Here is a 14,549-nt window from a genome sequence, read left to right on the forward strand (position 1 = left end):
CGATGGAACTGGGACTGACAGGCACGAAGGCGCTGGTGACCGGCGCGAGCCGGGGTATCGGCCGGGCGATCGCCGAGACTTTGGCGGCCGAGGGCTGTGCCCTGGCCCTGTGCGCCCGGGGCGAGGAAGGGCTGGCCAAGGCGGCCGCCGAACTGCGGGCCGAAGGAGCCACGGTGTTCGCGGAACCGGTCGACGTCACCGACCCGGCCGCCCTCGCGGGCTTCGTGGAGCGCGCGGCCGGTGAACTCGGCGGACTCGACCTGCTGGTGTCCAACGTCTCGGCGGGCAACGTCAAAGGACCCGAGTCGTGGGAGGCCAGCCTGCGCGGCGACCTCATCCCGTTCGCCGGCCTCGTCGAGGCGGCTCTTCCCCATCTGGAGGCCTCCGACCGGGCCGCCGTCGTGGCCATCGGCACCACCAACGCCTCCGACACCGCCCGACCGGCGGGCGCCAACTCCTACTCCGCGCTGAAGGCCGCCGTCGTCCAGCACGCCTCGGCCCTCGCCCATGCCCTCGCCCCCAAGGGCATCCGCGTCAACACCGTCTCGCCCGGCCCGATCGACTTCCCCGGCGGCGCGTGGGAGACCATCCGCACCAGCCGCCCGGAGGTCTACGAGGAGGTGCTCGCCAAGCTGCCGATCGGCCGCTACGGCACCGCCGAGGACGTGGCCGCGGCGGTGGCGTTCCTGCTCGGCCGGACCGGCTCCTTCTGCGTCGGAGTCAACCTCGTGGTGGACGGCGGGCTGCTGACCCGCGTCCAGTACTGAGCCGTGACGGGCCCGGCAGGCCGCCTGGACGCCGTACTGGTCTGCGGCGGCAGATGGCACGACTTCGACCACGCGCGGCTCAGGCTGCTGGAGATGCTGGGCGACCATCCCCGGGTCCGCGCCAGGGTCTATCAGGACTACGACTGCCTCCCCGCGCTGGAGCAGGCGGATCTGCTGGTCAGCTACACCTGCGATGTGCGGCCCCGCCCGGCGCAGCGGGACGCACTGGCACGCTTCACCGAGCGCGGTGGGCGCTGGCTCGCCCTGCACGGCACCAACGCGGTGATCGAGGCGCCCGCCCCCGGCGGACCCCGGATGTTCTCCACCCCCCGGCTGCTCGGGCAGCTGGCCGGGGTGCTCGGCAGTCAGTTCCTGGCGCACCCGCCCATCGAGCCGTACGAGGTGCGCGTGACCCGCCCTGACCATCCACTGGTCGCCGGGATCGAACCGTTCACCGTCACCGACGAGCTGTACGTGTGCGAGCTGCACGGAGAGCTGGAAGTGCTGCTGCACGCCGAGTACACCGGGCGGTGCCGCGGCTTCGAGGAGGGCGACACGGCGGCGTTGGACGGCGCGCCCCGTCCCGTCCTCTATCTGAAACGGCACGGTCTCGGCGAGGTCTGCTACTTCACCCTCGGCCACTGCCGGGGCCGGTACGACATGCAGGACCTCGGCGTGGACGACACCCGGCGCGTGGACCGGGGGCCCTGGGAGACACCGGAGTTCCTGACGGTGCTCGGACGGTGTCTGGAGCGGGTGGTGGGCGCGGAACGTCCGGTCACCGAACCGGTGGCGCGCTGAGCGCGACCTCCCCTCGGCCGGACGTGCCTGGGCCCGGGTCCCCGCGGGGACCCGGGCCCAGGCACGCGTGGCTCAGCCGTGCGGCAGCACGACCGCGCGCCCGCCCACCTCGCCGGAGTGCAGGCGCTCGTACGCCAGGGGGGCGTCCTCGATCGAGTAGGTCTCGATGTGCGAGGAGACGAGCCCCTGCCTCGCCAGTTCGAGGACCTCGATGAGTTCCCGGCGGCTGCCCCAGTAGGGGGCGCAGACGGACACCTCGAACGGCAGACCGCCGCCGAAGCCGACCGCGAGAGTGCCACCCCCGATGCCGACGACGGTGACATCGCCCGCCACCGCCACCGAAGCGGCGGCCACCGCCAGGGTCGCCTCCGCTCCCACGAAGTCCAGCACCACCTCGGCCCCGACGCCGTCGGTCAGCTCCCGCACCCGGGCCGCCGCCTCCCCGTCGGAGAGCAGCGTCTCGTGGGCTCCGACCGCGCGGGCCAGTTCCAGCTTCTCCTTGCTGACATCGAGGGCGACCACCCGGGCCGGGGTCAGCGCCCGCAGCAGTTGTACGGCGATATGGCCCAGGCCGCCGACGCCGACCACCACCGCCGTGCTGCCGGGCACGAGCTTGGGCAGGGACGCGCGGATCGCGTGGTACGGCGTCAGGCCGGCGTCGGTCAGGGGTGCGGCCTGCGCCGGGTCCAGCCCGTTCAGCGCCACCAGATGGCGCGGCGAGTCCACCACCATGTACTCCGCGAGCGCGCCCGGCGAGCCGAGCCCCGGCGGCATGATGCCGAGCCCGGCGGCGCGCGGGCAGCAGTTCTCCCTGCCCTCCGCGCACGCTCGGCACAGACCACAGCCCCACGGCCCGTACACCGCCACCTCGTCGCCCTCGGTCACTCCCGTGACCCCGCTGCCCAGGCCCGCGACGGTGCCGACGCCCTCGTGACCGAGCGTCATCGGCAGGGGATAGGGGAACTGCTCCTGCGGCCAGCTCATGACCGCCAGGTCCGAGTGGCACAGCCCCGCGGCCGTCACCTTCAGCAGCACCTGGCCCGGACCCGGCTCGGGCACGGGAACCTCGACGACCTCGGGCGCGCTGCCCACCGTCCGGTACTGAACCGCCTTCATCATGAGAACTCCTTGTCCGGGGCGGATACGTCATCGGCCCCGGCGACCGTGGGCGCCCTGTGGCGGCGCAGGACCGCCGGCAGGGTGATCCGCCCTCCCGTGAGAACGAGCGCGACGATGAGGACGGAACCGGTGAACAGGCTCGCGGCCCACTGCGCGCTGGTGGCGAGTCCGAGCCCGGTGATGCCGGTGCCGAGCAGCAGCACCGCGATCACCGTCCCCCAGGCGTTGAAGCGGCCCGCACGCAATTGGGTCGCCCCGACGAAGGCCGCTGCGTAGGCCGACAGCAGATACGGGGTGCCCGCGCTCGGCGATCCGGACCCCACCGAGGACGCGAAGACGACTCCCGCGAATCCCGAGAGCAGCGCGGACGTCACCAGGGTGAGAAAGCGTAGCCGGTTGGTGCGCACCCCCTGCAGGCGTGCCGCGTCGGCGTTGAAGCCGGTCGCGTACAACCGGCGCCCGGTCGCGGTGTGTTCCAGCAGGAACCAGATGGCCGTCGCGGCGAGCAGCAGATACAGCACCGGCAGGGTGATGCCGCCCGCGTCCAGTTGCGCGATGTCGGCGAACGGCTTGGCCAGCAGCCGGACCCCGGTGATGGAGCTGTCGTCGGTGACCATCGTGATCAGGGACTGGATCAGCGCGCCGGTGGCCAGGGTGGCGATGAACGAGTCGACCCGCAGCACCACCACCACGACTCCGTTGACCACCCCGACCACCAGCGCGGCGGCCATGGCCAGGGCGATCGCGGCGCCGGGGCCCAGGCCCGTGGAGACCAGGAAGTGGGCGGTCAGCACACTCGTGAGGGACATGGTGTAGGCGACCGACAGATCGAAGACGCGTGCGGCGAGCGGGAGTACGACGCTGAGCGCCACCAGTCCGGCCACCGCGTTGCCGTTCAGGACCTGCTTGACCGTGGTGACGGTCGGGAAGGTGTCCGGCGCCCATACGGAGAAGAGGACGATGATCAGCAGCCATACGTAGACGGCGCCGACGGTGCGGAACGACAGGGCTGCCGCCGCCCGCCGGCTCACCGTGCCCAGGGTCCGTGCGCCGGACACCGTGGGCACCTCCGTTCCGCTCGGCCGGAATTCGGTGGTCCGGGTCGGGGTGGATGTCATGTCACTCGGTTCCTTCCTCGGTCCACTCGGTTCCTTCCATGGCGTGGACCAGCGCGGGCTCGGTGATGGCCCGGCCGCTGATCTCCCGTACGATCCGGCCGTCCCGTACCACCAGGACCCGGGTGCACAGGGCGAGCAGGTCTTCGGTGTCGGACGAGGACACGATCACGCCCATGCCGTCGTCGGCCTGACGTTCTATCAGGTCGTACAGCTGAAGACGGGTCGCGATGTCGACGCCCGCCGTGGGTTCGCACAGCACCAGTACCGGCGGCTGCTGGGCCAGGCAGCGGGCCACGACGACCTTCTGCTGGTTGCCGCCGCTCAACGTGGTGATCCGGGCGCCGCGGCCCGCCGTGCGCACCCCGACCCGCCGGATCCATTCCTCGGCGAGCGAGGATTCGCGGCGCCGGTGCAGCCGCCCGGCCCGGGCGCGGAGCCGGTCGAGCAGCGGGAGGGTGAGGTTCTCGCCGACCGAGAAGTCACCGATCACGCCCTCCCCGGCCCGGTCCGCGGGGACGAGCGGGACACCGAGCCGCCCCGCGTCCTTCGCGTCGACCCAGCGCGGGGAGCGTTCCGGTACCCGCACCTGGCCGCGCACGGGTCCGCCGTACGCTCCGCACACCGCGTACGGCACCACCTCGTGGCCCGAGCCGACCAGGCCGGTGATGCCCAGCCGCTCGCCCCGGGCCAGGGTGAAGTCGACGCCGCGCAGCGAACCGGCCGACAACCCGCGCACTTCCAGCACGGCCTCGGCGGGATCGGAGACGGGCCGGGGCCGGTGCTCGGTCTCCGTCTCCTCGCCCGCCATCAGCTCCGCCAGCGACCGGGGAGTGAGCTCGCCGACCCGGCGGGTGGCGATCCGGCGGCCGCCGCGGATCACGGTGACCCGGTCGGCGAGCGCGAAGATCTCGTCCATCCGGTGCGAGACGTACAGGACGCTGGCACCGGAGTCGCGGATCTCCCGCACGATGTCGAAAAGCCGGGCCACCTCCCCGGGCGGCAGCACCGCGGTCGGCTCGTCGAGCACCAGGACGCCACGGCGGCCCTCCCAGCCCTGCAGGGCGGCGGCGATGGCCACCACCGCGCGCTGTACGGGGGTGGCGGTCGACAGCGGGCGGCGTACGTCGATGCCGAGGCCGAAGCGTTCGACCAGGGCGGTCGTACGGCGTTCCATCTCCGGCCACCGGATGTTGCCCAGGGCCGTGCGGGCGAAGCCGCGGCTGAGTGCGAGGTTGTCCGTGGCGCTCAACTCGCCCACCAGGCCCAGCTCCTGGTGGACGAAGCGGAGCCGGTCGTGCCGGGAGCCGGTGACCTGGCCCAGGTCGAAGGGCTCACCGTCGAGTTCGGCGGCCGCTCCAGGGGCTGCGTGGTGGTACCCGGCGAGGATCTTGATGAGGGTGGACTTGCCGGAGCCGTTGGGCCCGATCAGCGCATGGATCTCGCCGTGGGCGATGTCGAGGTCGACGTCCTGGAGTGCCTGGGTCGCGCCGAATCGCTTCGACAGTCCCGACACCCGCAGCACGGGCCGGTCGGTCTCCTGCGTCCCGGCCGACCCGAGCGGCATTTCAGCGTGCACCATGGCTCCTTCCGGCGCTCAGCTCAGACCCCACAGCGCCTTGAACTGCGCCTGGTAGTCCTCGACGAGCGGGAAGTCACCGTCGGCGGACGGGAGGTTGTCCTTGCCGGTGATCAGCATGTTGGGCAGCACCGCCTTCTGATCCACCGCCATGGACTGGCCGGTGAAGTGGCGGGCCAGCGCGTCGACCTGGAGCCAGGCGGCCTCGTGGGAGTTGAGGGCCATGGCGGCGTCGCTGAGGCCGCTCTCGATGTACTGGTAGTTCTGCGCGTCACCGACGTTCACCGCGATGTGCTTGCCGGTGATGCCGGCGGTCTTCAGCGCGGCCGGCACGCCCACGTTGAGCAGGCCCAGCGAGAAGACGATGTGGGTCACCTTCGGGTGCGAGCGGACGTACGAGACCACGCGGTCGGGCATGTCCTTGCCGATCGCGGTGATCGGAACGTCGACGGTGTCCAGCCCGCAGCCCGCGCACCACTGCTTGTACTTGGCCGCGAACGTGTCCTTGACCGGCTTGAGGATGGTGTAGGCGGGCAGGTCGAAGTAGACGGTGTCGGCGTTGGCGCCGCTGTCCGACACCACCCACGAGGCGAGCATCTCGCCCTGGACGGCGACGTCCTTCGGCCCGTTCTTCAGCAGGGAGATGCCGTCGCCCGCCACGTCGTCGGCGTTGGACTGGATGACCGGGATCCCGGCCTGCTTCAGCTGCGCCAGCTGCTTGGCGTACACCGCGCGCGGGAACCCGGAGGCGACGACGGCGTCCGGCTTGTCGCGCAGTGCCTGCTCGTAGCCGGCCTGGACGGACTCCGGTGTGCCCTGCGTCGCGATCTGCTTGACGTCCCAGCCGAGTTCCTTGGCCCCGGTGGTGAAGAAGTCGGCCAGGTCCTTGCAGGACTGCACGCCGCACAGGATGAAGTCGATCTTCTTGCCCCCGGGGATCTTCTTGCCCACCGGTTCGGTGACGGGGATCTTTTCCGGGCGCGCCGAGTACTTCGTCGCTGCCGCACGGGCCGCGGTCAGCCCGGCGGGGTCGGCGCCCGCGGCCTTGGCGGAGTCGGCGGCCGGAGTGGTGTCGGTGCCGCACGCCGCCAGGGTGAACAGAGCGGTGACGGGGACGATCGCGGTGAGCGCGCGGCGGAGCGCGCGTCCAGGTCTGGGACTCATCGTTGAGTACTCCCGTGGTGTGGGCCTGCGCTGCCGCGGCCCGCGTCGCTTCCGCGTCCGCGGCGGCCGGCTCTGTCAGGCGGGATCCGTTGCCGCCCGGACGAGGCGGCACGCATGGGTGATCGAAAGCTGCGTGGATCGCCGTCGTGGGGTACGGCGCGGGCCGCCGGGGTGACCGGGCGGCGCTGTGGCAGAGACGGGGCGGAACGCCACCTCTGGCCGTGAAGAAACTTTTGAGGCTCTACAGCCTCGGATGCGACGGAGTGTGACACGACCCGACCGGCTTGGGGAGGGGTCGGTCACCACTATTTCAAGGTGAGCCAGGCTCTATGTCGGGCTTTCGGCGGCGCTGGTGGCCACGGGGGTGCCGGGAGTGTTGCTCCTGACCGCAATCGATAACTACACTCACTCTAAAGTTTCTGTCGGAGGAGCGAAGATGGACGATACGTCGGAGACGGGCACCGCGCGGTGCCCCGGACCCAGCGTCCAGGACTATCTCGACCGGGACAGCCGGCCGGTCCCCAAGGCGTTGAGGTTCGACCACAACGACCACATCGGCAGCGAAGACGTCGATGCCGCCCGCTTCACCTCCCGCGCCTGGGCCGAACGCGAGATGGAACAGGTCTGGCGGCGCGTCTGGCAGTTCGCCTGCCTGGAGAGCGAGATCCCCGAGGTCGGCGACCACGAGATCTACGAGATCGGTGACGACTCGCTGATCGTCGTGCGCACGGCACCCGAGGAGATCCGCGCGTTCGTCAACGTCTGCCTGCACCGCGGCCGCAAGCTGCGCACCAGCGGCGGCAACGTCGGCGAGTTCCGCTGCCCGTTCCACGGCTTCGCCTGGAACCTCGACGGCAGCATGCAGAGTCCGCCCTGCGCCTGGGACTTCCCGCATGTCGCCCCCGAGAAGTTCTCGCTGCCCGAGGCCCAGGTGGCCACCTGGCGCGGCTTCGTCTTCATCAACATGGACCCGTACGCCGAGTCCTTCGAGAGCTACCGCGGCACCTTCGACGACTACTACATCTGGCCGCTGGAGAACCGCTACAAGTCGCTGCACATCGCCAAGGTGCTGCCCTGCAACTGGAAGGTCGCCCAGGACGCGTTCATCGAGTCCTTCCATGTGATCGCCACGCACCCCCAGATGCTGCCGTGGCTGGCCGACGCCAACTCCCAGTACGACGTGATGGCGGACCAGCCGAACTGGAACCGGATGATCAACATCCAGGGCGCCCCGAGCCCACACGTGGCCGACTCCGTCACCGAGGAGGACGTCCTGGAGACCTTCTACGACTCCCGTGCGTTCTACGCGGCGGCCCAGGGCCGGGATCTGGTGATCCAGGAAGGCGACGAACTGCCCTCGATCCCGCCCGGCGGCACCGCCCGCCAGGTTCTCGCCCAGCGGATGCGCGATCAGCTGGCGGCCACCTCGCACCAGGACTTCTCACAGACCGCGGACACCGAACTGCTGGACGCCATCAACTACCTGCTGTTCCCCAACTTCAACCCCTGGGGCGGCGCCAAGTCCAACATCATCTACCGGTTCCGGCCCCACGGCCTCGACCCCGACTCCTGCACCGCGGAGATCATCTTCATGTCGGCCCCCAAGACGCCCGGCGAGATGCCGCCCCCGGTCAAGATCCGCTGGGTGCCGGACGACATGCTCTTCGCGGACATCCCCGAACTCGGCGTGCTCGGGCCGGTCTTCGACCAGGACTGCGAGAACCTGCCCTATGTCCAGCAGGGCCTGAAGGCGATGCGCAAGCCGGGCATCACGCTGTCCAACTACCAGGAGAGCCGCATCCGCCACTTCAACCAGACGCTCGACCAGTGGATGAACAAGTGACCCACACGGTGGCGGTCAGGCCCTCGGACGTCGAGATCGAAGTCCGCGACGGCGAGGACCTGTTCAGCGCCGCCCAGCGGCTCGGCTACCGCTGGCCCACCGTCTGCGGCGGCAAGGGCACCTGCCGCACCTGCTTCGTCCAGGTCGAGGAGGGCGCCGAGAACTGTTCTCCCGTGGGCCCGCTGGAGCGCGAGGGCATCGAGGCCCTGCGCAGACCGGTGGACGGCCTGACCCGGCTCGCCTGCCGGCTCCGGGTCGAGGGCCCGGTGACCGTGACCAAACGCGGCGTACGCCGCCGACCGCAGGAGTGAGCCGTGAGCCCCAAGCAAGTGACCCATCCGCTGACCGGGCAGGTGTACCGGCTCACCGAGGACGGGCTGGTCGAGGTGACCGACCCACGGACCGGAGCCCGCGGCATCTTCGACTTCCAGGCCCGCTGGCAGTCGGGCGAACTGCGCCACGCCGACCTCCAGATGGCCGGCTGGGTGGGCCGTCTCGCCCGGCGGCGCGGCGCCACGCCGCCGGAGGTGTGAGCCTGTGGCGCCCCCTACCACCCGCGTGGTCTGCCTGGTGCGCCGGCCCGACGGGGAGCCGACCCTGGGGGACTTCGCCGTCGAGGAGCGCCCGCTTCCGCCCCTGAGCGAGGGGCAGTTGCTCGTCCGGAACCTCTACATGAGCGTCGACCCGTCGATGCGCGGGCGGCTGGAGAGCACCGAGAAGCACTACACGCACAACTTCACGCCCGGCTCGCCGCTGGACGGCCGGGCCCTCGGTGTCGTGGAGGACAGCCGCTGCCCGTCCGTGCCGCCGGGCACCTTCGTACGCCATCAGCTCGGCTGGCGGGAGTGGGCCGTCCTCGACCCCGCGGACACCGATGCTGCAGGTCGTATCGACCCGCAACTCGCCCCGCTGTCCACGTGGTTGGGGCTGCTCGGACAGACCGGCTTCACCGCCTACGTCGGGCTCACGCGGATTGCCGAAGTGCGCCCCGGCGACACCGTCTTCGTGTCGGCGGCGGCCGGGGCGGTCGGCAGCGCGGCCGGCCAGTTCGCCAGGCTGCTGGGCGCCGAGCGTGTCGTCGGGACCGCCGGAGGGCCGGACAAGTGCGCCCTGCTGGTCAAGGAGTTCGGTTACGACGCCGCCGCGGACTATCGCGCCGAGCCGGTGCGTGACGCGCTGGCCCGATGGGCACCCGACGGCATCGACGTCTACTTCGACAACGTCGGCGGGGAGCAGCTCGCCGCCGCCCTGCACGCGTTGCGGACGGGCGGCCGGATCGCACTGTGCGGCATGATGTCGCAGTTCGGCGGCGCGTCGCGGTCAGCCGACATCAACCAGTTGATCCAGGCGGTCCTCAAGCGGCTCACCCTGCGGGGCTTCATCGTGCGCGACCATGACGACCTGCGTCCGGAGTTCGAGAGCCGCGTCGCCGACTGGCTCCGCTCGGGCCGCATCACCGCCCGCGAGACGGTGACGGACGGCCTCGACAGCGCGGCCGGCGCCCTGCTGGCGCTGCTGGACGGTGGCAACGTCGGCAAGATGCTGGTCCGGTTGGCCGAAGACCCGTACACCCGCGCATAGTTCAGGGGGGCGTCGGCCTCGCGGCCGACGCCCCCCTCATGCCCGTACGCCTATCGCATGGAGCGGCTCGTCCCGATGCTGAAGACCTCCATGGAGACACCCACCCGCGTCAGCCCCGTCGTGGCCGCGCGGAAGTCCTTGATGTGCCCCGTGGTGAAGTGCTCGTCCAGGGCCTGCTGGGACGTCCACCGTTCGTACACCCGGATCCGGCGTTCGTCGGACGGGTCCGCCGTCATGGCGTAGTCCAGGCAGCCGGGCTCCTGTTCCCGGGTGCGCTTTCCGACCTCGACGAGGTGGCCCAGCATCGTGTCGCGGTCCGCGGGCTCGTAGTCCATCCAGCCGGCGACGATGATTTCCCCTGCCACGGTGGTCCTTTCCGTACTCACGCCCGTGGGCCCGCCGCCCTCGGTCAGGAAGGAACGACGGGCCCGCGGGCCGTTCAGATGGCGAGTGCCGCCGGGACGCCGTCCACGGTGACAGTTCCCTTGGTGCCGTCGACCGTGATCACCATGCCGTCCCGCAGCCGCCGGGTACCGCCCTCGACGGAGATGACGGCCGGGATGCCCAGCTCCCGGCAGACCACGACGGCGTGGCTGTTGAGCGCGCCCACGTCCACCACGGCCGCCCCGGCGACCAGGAACAGCGGCGTCCAGGCCGCGTCCGTGATCGGCGCCACCAGCACCTCGCCCGGCTCCAGCGCCTCGCACGACGCGGGGTCGGTGACCACCCGCACCCGGCCGGTGTAGGTGCCCTGGCTGCCGCCGACGCCCGTCAGCACATCGCCTTCACCGGCGGACGTGATCCCGTCCTCGCTGCGCCGCGGCCAGGTGTCGATCGCCGTCTGGGCGTCCTGGGCGACGAAGAAGGGCGGTTCCAGCTCCCGCAGCCCGGCGTACTCCCGGAGCCGCTGCGCGATGACGGGGCCGAAGCGGCCCGGGTCGGCGACGTAGTCGTCGAGCTCGCTCTCCAGCAGCATCATCACGTCCTCGGGCTCGGCGAAGAGCCCTGCCCCGACCCCGCGGCGGCCCAGTTCCCGTACCGCCATCCGGATCTCGTTGATGACGGTCACGCAGTTCGCCTTGGTCCGCTCGCGGGCCGGGATCCACACCTGGGAGGCGTGCATTCCGGCGTCGAACACCGGCTGGACGTCCTCGGGGAGGGCCTCCCGGATCTCCTTCGCGAGCCGTTCGCGGCGCTCGGTCAGCCGCCGGTGGCGCTCGGCCGGGGAGTCGTCGTCCGGACTGTGCCGGATGCGGTCGACGAGAGCCAGGGCCTGGACCGGCGCCGCCTCCCAGGACAGCGCGTGGATGTCCCACTCGTTGGGGCCCCGGTCACCGGACGCGGCCAGGAACTCCTCGAAGGCGTCCCGGAACGTCTTCACGTCCCCGCTCGCCCCGTCGAGCGCCCGCTCCACCGCGGCTGTACCGCGGTCGAACAGCGCGGTCAGCTCGGCCGAGGCCATCACCTGGCGGGACAGCGCCCACAGCCCGGTGGAGGGGGAGGCCGAGTCGACGTCGCCGAGACCGCCGATGAGGTCCAGCATGGCGCCGGACCGGTCCAGACCCGCGCACAGCGGACCGAGGATGGCCGGCCCGACGGACGCCGGCAGTGACGACTCGACGTGCCGCTGGAAGGTGGTCTCCACCTCGTCGAGGAGCGAGCGGGCGTGTGCCACGAGTTCCGCGGCGGACAACTGCGTCAGGTCGGGCCGCTCGCGTCGGATCCGGCGCAGCCGTTCCTGGTCGGCGTCGGCCTCGGGGAAGCCGGCCTGTCCCAGCATCCGCTGCACCGTCGCCCCGGCCTTGGCCGTCAGTTCCGCGTCCTCGTCCTCCGGATGCGCCACGTACACAGGGGTGTCGGAGCGCTGGCCGACGAAGGCCGTGTCGATCTGGTCCGCCGTCTGCCCCATACGGATGCCGAACAGCCGCATGTGCGACAGGTTGAGGTAGAAGTACCCGCCGAACATCCCGGCGAACGGCGGCCAGGGGCCGGCCACTTCCTCCTCGTGGTAGATGCCGAACCCGACGAAGCCGCGGCGCCAGCCCTGCAGCCCGCGTCCCCACACCAGGGTCCAGCCCAGTGGGCTGGCGGGCTCCGGCAGGGTCTCGCCCGCGTTGGCGCGGGTGTAGTGGGGCAGCCGCTCACTGCGGCGCCCGTCCGTGATCCAGCTCTTCATGCCGAGGATCTCCTGCTGTCCGTGTCCGTGCCGGTCTCTACCACTGCGCCGTTCCGCCGTCCACGCTGATCAGCGTGCCCGTGATGCCCGCGCCGGCGTCGCTCGCGAGGAGCGAGGCGACCGCGGCCACCTGCTCCACGGTGGTGATCTGCTTGGTGGCGGCGTGCTCGGCGAAGCGGCCCAGCCATTCCTCGTACGAGATGCCCTCGGCCTCGGCCGCGGCCGGACCGGCGGCCCGCATCAGGTCGGTGTCGACGGCGCCGGGGCAGATGGCGTTGCAGGTGATGCCCTGGGTGCCGTACTCGAAGGCGGTCGCCTTGGTCAGGCCGTGGATGGCGTGCTTGTTGGTGATGTAGTGGCTGATCGCGGGCTTGTTGGCCTGCTTGCCCTCGACGGAGGAGATGTTGATGACGCGTCCCCAGCCGCCCGCCAGCATGGTCGGCAGTGCGCGGCGGGTGCCGTAGAAGTAGGCGTTGAGGTTCAGGTCGAGGGCGTTGTGCCAGGCCTCGTCGCTGAGCTCGTGGACAGGGGCGAAGCCCGAGGTGCCACCGACGTTGTTGACCCAGATGTCGAGCCTGCCGAAGCGCTCGGCGGCGAAGTCGGCCAGGGCCTCGATGTCCGCCTGGCTGTTGGCGTCGCAGGGGTGGAAGACCGCCTTGTCCCCGGCGTCCAGCTCCTCCAGGGCCTGCTTGCCCTTGAGCTCGCTGCGGCCGCTGATGACGACCGTGGCGCCGTGGGCCAGGAAGGCCTCGGCGATGGCCCGGCCGATACTGCGTGTGCTGCCCGTGATCACCGCGACACGTCCGTCGAGGCTGCCCGTAGCCACCATGTTGTTCTCCTGCGAGGGTTGTCGGTACGTCACCTGGCGGCTCTGCTGTCCAGGTGTCCGTGAACGGTGCGGTGGAAGTGCTGGAGTCCGGGCTCGTTGCGTCCGAAGACGAAGTCGGTCCCGTTCAGGGCCGCAAGCCCCTGCTGTACTCCATAGGTGGTCGCGTAGTCCTCGTCGCGGACCACCTCGTGGAACCACTCGCCGAACCGGTCGGCGGCCGCGCGCTCCTCCTCGGTCACCGCGGGGTCGCGCAGCAGGATGATCTGCTGGGTCACCGACTCGGTGGCCGTCCGGGGGAGCACCAGGGACACGGCGATCTTGTGACGCCAGCCGCCCGCGATCGCCAGACCGGGGTAGAGCCAGTAGATGGCTCCGACGCAGTCTCCGGGATCGCGCATGTCCGCGGGCAGCTCGGCCGCCTGCGCGATGGGACGCAGGGCCGGTGCGATGCGCTGGTGGGCGCCCCAGGTGTCGTGCGCCATCATGTTCGAGAGGTTGGTCTCGAACACCGTCTTCGGGTGCAGCGAGGCGAAGTGGTATGTCTCCAGATAGCCGTCGAGCGTGACCTTCCAGTTGGGGCTGGTCAGCTCCTTGGTCGCGTAGTGGTGGCAGTCCGCGAGACGCAGCCCCTCGAGGAGCGGCTGCAGATCACCGAGCCAGGCGTCCAGGTCCGGCTCGGCCGCCGGGTCCAGCGAGACGAAGACGATGCCGGCGCGCTCTCCGGCGGGGAGCCGTACGAGACCGCGCCCGGTGCGGGGTACGTCGCCGAAGGTCTTCTCGGCGTACACGCCTCGCAGCTCACCGGCCAGATCGTAGGACCAGGAGTGGTAGGGGCAGGTCAGCCGCTTGGAGACCCCGCAACCCGGCTCGATCAGCTTGGCCCCGCGGTGCCGGCAGGCGTTGATCATCGCGTGTACGGTGCCCTGCCGGTCCCGGGTGATCAGTACCGGCACACCGAGCACGTCGAGTGCCTTGTAGGTGTTCGGTCCGGGAAGTTCGGCGGACATGGCGAGCGGCAGCGGGACGGTCCGGTGGACGGCGTCCATCTCCCGTTGCCAGCGGTCGGCGTCGAGGTAGTGGGCGACGGGTTCGGTCCACTGACCGTCCGCCTCGTGCGTCGTGTTGTTGCGGTAGTGCTCCAGCACGCGCTCGACGAGCTCGGCGGCTTCCTGCCGCATCGCCACGGCGGCGGCATCGGTGGACCGGTCCTGGCTGATCCACGAGGAGTACTCGGGAGCCGGGGGCGGCCGGCGATCGGCACCTGTCTCCCGGATCTCCGGTGAACTGGTCTGGACCACGATGTCCTCACAATCCTCTCAGCCGCGAACCGGCGAGGGGCTTCGGGTGCGGCGGCCGGGCTGTGAGCGACACGACAACAGGGGTTAGTGTTGTCTGTCAATAGAAAGTACGGAACTTGCCGCTCGGTATACCGCAGGTCACATCACCTTCACCCGGGGCAAAGGGTTTCAAAACCGGTTCGATCTTTCTAGGGAACGGCTCCAGTCACTCTCGCATGACCGGGGCATTCGTGGTCGGCGTCGTCGTCGGTGACCTGGAGCGGACGACTGCGGGTCC

The 14,549-nt window shown here is 70.9% G+C and carries 14 protein-coding genes; 6 read left to right on the plus strand and 8 right to left on the minus strand.

Annotation, left to right across the window (positions count from 1 at the left end):
* Positions 1-2 precede the first annotated feature (2 nt).
* The gene (locus QF027_RS46015; protein WP_307081511.1) at positions 3-767 is read left to right on the plus strand and encodes an SDR family NAD(P)-dependent oxidoreductase; all 765 of its coding nucleotides are present in this window, start codon (positions 3-5) and stop codon (positions 765-767) included.
* 3 nt (positions 768-770) lie between these two features.
* Positions 771-1,568 carry a ThuA domain-containing protein gene (locus QF027_RS46020; RefSeq protein WP_307081512.1) on the plus strand — a complete coding sequence of 266 codons (798 nt, stop codon included), beginning with the start codon at positions 771-773 and terminating at the stop codon, positions 1,566-1,568.
* 72 nt (positions 1,569-1,640) lie between these two features.
* Here the strand turns inward: QF027_RS46020 and QF027_RS46025 are convergent, their stop codons facing one another.
* The 4 genes from QF027_RS46025 to QF027_RS46040 are packed head-to-tail and all read right to left on the minus strand — an operon-like array spanning position 1,641 to position 6,545.
* A complete protein-coding gene (locus tag QF027_RS46025) occupies positions 1,641-2,684 on the minus strand; it encodes an NAD(P)-dependent alcohol dehydrogenase (RefSeq protein ID WP_307082728.1) in 1,044 nt (347 codons plus the stop codon).
* Complete coding sequence (locus tag QF027_RS46030) at positions 2,684-3,805, minus strand: ABC transporter permease (protein ID WP_307081514.1); 1,122 nt, start codon at positions 3,803-3,805, stop codon at positions 2,684-2,686. Before QF027_RS46030 ends, QF027_RS46025 begins: the two co-directional genes overlap by 1 nt.
* Position 3,806: 1 nt before the next feature.
* Positions 3,807-5,384: a sugar ABC transporter ATP-binding protein gene (locus tag QF027_RS46035; RefSeq protein WP_307081516.1), complete on the minus strand. Its 1,578-nt coding sequence runs from the start codon at positions 5,382-5,384 to the stop codon at positions 3,807-3,809.
* A 15-nt stretch (positions 5,385-5,399) separates the two neighbouring features.
* The gene (locus QF027_RS46040) at positions 5,400-6,545 is read right to left on the minus strand and encodes a substrate-binding domain-containing protein (protein ID WP_306972890.1); all 1,146 of its coding nucleotides are present in this window, start codon (positions 6,543-6,545) and stop codon (positions 5,400-5,402) included.
* A 436-nt stretch (positions 6,546-6,981) separates the two neighbouring features.
* Between QF027_RS46040 and QF027_RS46045 the strand changes: the two genes are divergently transcribed.
* Genes QF027_RS46045 through QF027_RS46060 form a run of 4 tightly spaced genes read left to right on the plus strand, consistent with a single transcriptional unit; the run spans position 6,982 to position 9,969 of the window.
* The gene (locus QF027_RS46045; RefSeq protein WP_307081518.1) at positions 6,982-8,388 is read left to right on the plus strand and encodes an aromatic ring-hydroxylating oxygenase subunit alpha; all 1,407 of its coding nucleotides are present in this window, start codon (positions 6,982-6,984) and stop codon (positions 8,386-8,388) included.
* Positions 8,373-8,699, plus strand: a complete 327-nt coding sequence (locus QF027_RS46050; RefSeq protein WP_266512634.1) for a 2Fe-2S iron-sulfur cluster binding domain-containing protein — start codon at positions 8,373-8,375, stop codon at positions 8,697-8,699. The genes QF027_RS46045 and QF027_RS46050 overlap by 16 nt, the downstream gene beginning before the upstream one ends.
* 3 nt (positions 8,700-8,702) lie before the next feature.
* The gene (locus QF027_RS46055; protein ID WP_306972888.1) at positions 8,703-8,921 is read left to right on the plus strand and encodes a transposase; all 219 of its coding nucleotides are present in this window, start codon (positions 8,703-8,705) and stop codon (positions 8,919-8,921) included.
* A gap of 4 nt (positions 8,922-8,925) precedes the next feature.
* Positions 8,926-9,969: an NADP-dependent oxidoreductase gene (locus tag QF027_RS46060; RefSeq protein WP_307081520.1), complete on the plus strand. Its 1,044-nt coding sequence runs from the start codon at positions 8,926-8,928 to the stop codon at positions 9,967-9,969.
* Between the two features lie 50 nt (positions 9,970-10,019).
* Here the strand turns inward: QF027_RS46060 and QF027_RS46065 are convergent, their stop codons facing one another.
* The 4 genes from QF027_RS46065 to QF027_RS46080 form a co-directional block, all read right to left on the minus strand.
* A complete protein-coding gene (locus tag QF027_RS46065; protein WP_307081522.1) occupies positions 10,020-10,334 on the minus strand; it encodes a putative quinol monooxygenase in 315 nt (104 codons plus the stop codon).
* A 74-nt stretch (positions 10,335-10,408) separates the two neighbouring features.
* Positions 10,409-12,145, minus strand: a complete 1,737-nt coding sequence (locus QF027_RS46070; protein WP_307081524.1) for a PEP-utilizing enzyme — start codon at positions 12,143-12,145, stop codon at positions 10,409-10,411.
* A 37-nt stretch (positions 12,146-12,182) separates the two neighbouring features.
* Positions 12,183-12,974 carry an SDR family NAD(P)-dependent oxidoreductase gene (locus QF027_RS46075; RefSeq protein WP_057613205.1) on the minus strand — a complete coding sequence of 264 codons (792 nt, stop codon included), beginning with the start codon at positions 12,972-12,974 and terminating at the stop codon, positions 12,183-12,185.
* Positions 12,975-13,003: 29 nt separating this feature from the next.
* Positions 13,004-14,272 carry an aromatic ring-hydroxylating oxygenase subunit alpha gene (locus tag QF027_RS46080; protein ID WP_307081526.1) on the minus strand — a complete coding sequence of 423 codons (1,269 nt, stop codon included), beginning with the start codon at positions 14,270-14,272 and terminating at the stop codon, positions 13,004-13,006.
* Between the last annotated feature and the right edge of the window lie 277 nt (positions 14,273-14,549).

This window comes from Streptomyces canus (assembly GCF_030816965.1).
Lineage (GTDB): Bacteria > Actinomycetota > Actinomycetes > Streptomycetales > Streptomycetaceae > Streptomyces > Streptomyces canus_E.

Excerpts from the sequence above, each read along its gene's own strand:
- QF027_RS46035 (WP_307081516.1), bottom strand. The coding sequence starts at position 5,384 with ATGGTGCACGCTGAAATGCCGCTCGGGTCGGCCGGGACGCAGGAGACC.
- QF027_RS46025 (WP_307082728.1), bottom strand. The coding sequence starts at position 2,684 with ATGAAGGCGGTTCAGTACCGGACGGTGGGCAGCGCGCCCGAGGTCGTC.
- QF027_RS46075 (WP_057613205.1), bottom strand. The coding sequence starts at position 12,974 with ATGGTGGCTACGGGCAGCCTCGACGGACGTGTCGCGGTGATCACGGGC.
- QF027_RS46040 (WP_306972890.1), bottom strand. The coding sequence starts at position 6,545 with ATGAGTCCCAGACCTGGACGCGCGCTCCGCCGCGCGCTCACCGCGATC.
- QF027_RS46030 (WP_307081514.1), bottom strand. The coding sequence starts at position 3,805 with ATGACATCCACCCCGACCCGGACCACCGAATTCCGGCCGAGCGGAACG.
- QF027_RS46015 (WP_307081511.1), top strand. The coding sequence starts at position 3 with ATGGAACTGGGACTGACAGGCACGAAGGCGCTGGTGACCGGCGCGAGC.
- QF027_RS46045 (WP_307081518.1), top strand. The coding sequence starts at position 6,982 with ATGGACGATACGTCGGAGACGGGCACCGCGCGGTGCCCCGGACCCAGC.
- QF027_RS46070 (WP_307081524.1), bottom strand. The coding sequence starts at position 12,145 with ATGAAGAGCTGGATCACGGACGGGCGCCGCAGTGAGCGGCTGCCCCAC.